The 1,846-nt window shown below is 73.7% G+C and carries 1 pseudogene; it reads right to left on the bottom strand.

Going from position 1 to position 1,846, the window contains the following annotated elements:
* A pseudogene (locus DMC18_RS26415) lies at positions 1-1,846 on the bottom strand (hypothetical protein); the annotation flags it as partial.

Below are 1,846 nucleotides of genomic sequence, written 5' to 3'. Positions count from 1 at the left end.
GCCGCCGGCCGCGCCCGTCTGGTTCTCGCCGCCAAGAGCCAGGGTCACCTGGCCCAGCAGCGCGCCGGCGGGAACCGTGACGTCGCCCGTGGCGCGGCCGCCGCCGCCGCCGATCGACTGGACCAGCACGGCCGGCGTGTTGGCGCCGGTGGTGAGGATCTGGCCGGTGTGCGTGCTGTCGATCGCGCCGCCGCCGACGTTCGAGCCGCCCGAACCGCCGAGGCCGAGCTCGACCTTCGTGCCGACCGGCGCGTCGACATTGACCTCGTCCAGTTCGGCCGCCAGCAGCAGGTTAAGGTCGATCGTGCCGCCGCCGCCGCCGATCGACTGGGCGAACGAGCCGACGCCGTTGTCGCCGGCCGCGCCGAACGTGCCGGTCGAGTTGACGGTGACCTTGCCGCCGGCCGCGCCGGAGGTGTTCTCGGCCCCGGCCTTGGCGACGACCATCGGGTCGGGCCGCACCTCGTCGCCGTTGAGGTCGAGATAGGGCTGGCCCGGCAGGCCGACGATCCCCGAGAAGTCGAGGGTCAGGGTCCCGCCGCCGCCGTTGATGCTCTCGGCCTTGATGGCCATGGCGCCGTCGCCGAGCACGGTGATGTCGCCAGAGTGGTTGACGGTGACGTCGCCGCCCTGCCCGCCCGAGCCGCCGCCGACCGCGCCGACGACCGCCGCCAGGGCGTTGGAGATGATCAGGCTCTTGGCCTCGCCGGTCAGGCTGAAGGCCATCTGGGCGTCGCCGCCGCCCCCGCCGATGCTCTGGGCGACGATGCCGTGGGCGCGCTCGCCGGTGGTCAGGATCCGGCCGCTGTTGTCGACGATCACCGAACCGCCGTCGCCGCCGTCTCCGCCGAGACCGCCCAGCGAGACCAGCGGCGAATTGGCCGTGGCGCCGATCAGCAGGTTGGCCGCGATCACGAGGCCGCCGTTGCCGCCGCCGCCGCCGATCGACTGGGCCAGCACGCCGTAGGCGTCGGCGCCCGTGGTCTGGATCAGGCCGGCGTTGTCGACCTTCACCGTGCCGGCCGAATTGCCCGTGCCGCCGATCCCGCCGATGTTGAGGCCGACCGAGGCGCTGTTCTCGGCGCTCTTCAGGGCCGTCAGCGACAGGATGGTCGAACCGTTGCCGCCGCCGCCGCCCAGGCTCTGGGCGAAGACGCCGTAGGCGCGGTCGCCCGAGGTGGCGATCGTGCCGGAATCCTCGATTCCGGCCACGGCGCGGTTGGTCACCGTGACGTCGCCGCCCGTGCCGCCGTCGCCGCCCGAACCGCCGATGTTGAGCACGTAGCGGTGGCTCTGCTTGTCGGCGCCGGTGTAGCCGCCGACCACGTCGATCACCAGGCCGCCGTCGCCGCCGCCGCCGCCGATGCTGTTGGCGCTGATCCCGGCCGCGCCGCGGCCCTCGGTGACGATCAGGCCCTCGTTGAGCACCTGAACCACGCCGCCGGCGCCGCCGGTACCGCCCGAGCCGCCGATGTTGAGGTCGAAGGAGTCGTTGCTGTTGGTGCCTTGGGCGCGGACCTGGAGGACGGCGCCGCCGATGCCGCCGCCGCCGCCGATCGACTGGGCGCGGACGCCGAAAGAGTCATCGCCCTGAGTGTAGATCACCCCGGTGTTGGTGACGTCGACAAGGCCGCCGATCGCGCCGTCGCCGCCGGTTCCGCCGACGCTGACCGTGGCGGTGCGGGTGGTCGTGCCCGAGGGCGCGCCGCCGACCTGGAAGGCGATGGTGCGGGCCATGCCGCCCAGGCCGCCGCCGCCGCCGATCGCCTGCGCCAGGATCCCGTCGGAGCGCGCGCCCTCGGTGACGATGGTCGCGGCGTTGTCGACCTCGACAGACCCCGAGATC

It is taken from the genome of Caulobacter sp. D5 (assembly GCF_003185805.1).
Classification (GTDB): Bacteria; Pseudomonadota; Alphaproteobacteria; order Caulobacterales; family Caulobacteraceae; genus Caulobacter.
The sequence above is the reverse complement of the archived record's forward strand: the minus strand, read 5'-3'. Positions and strand labels throughout refer to the sequence as shown.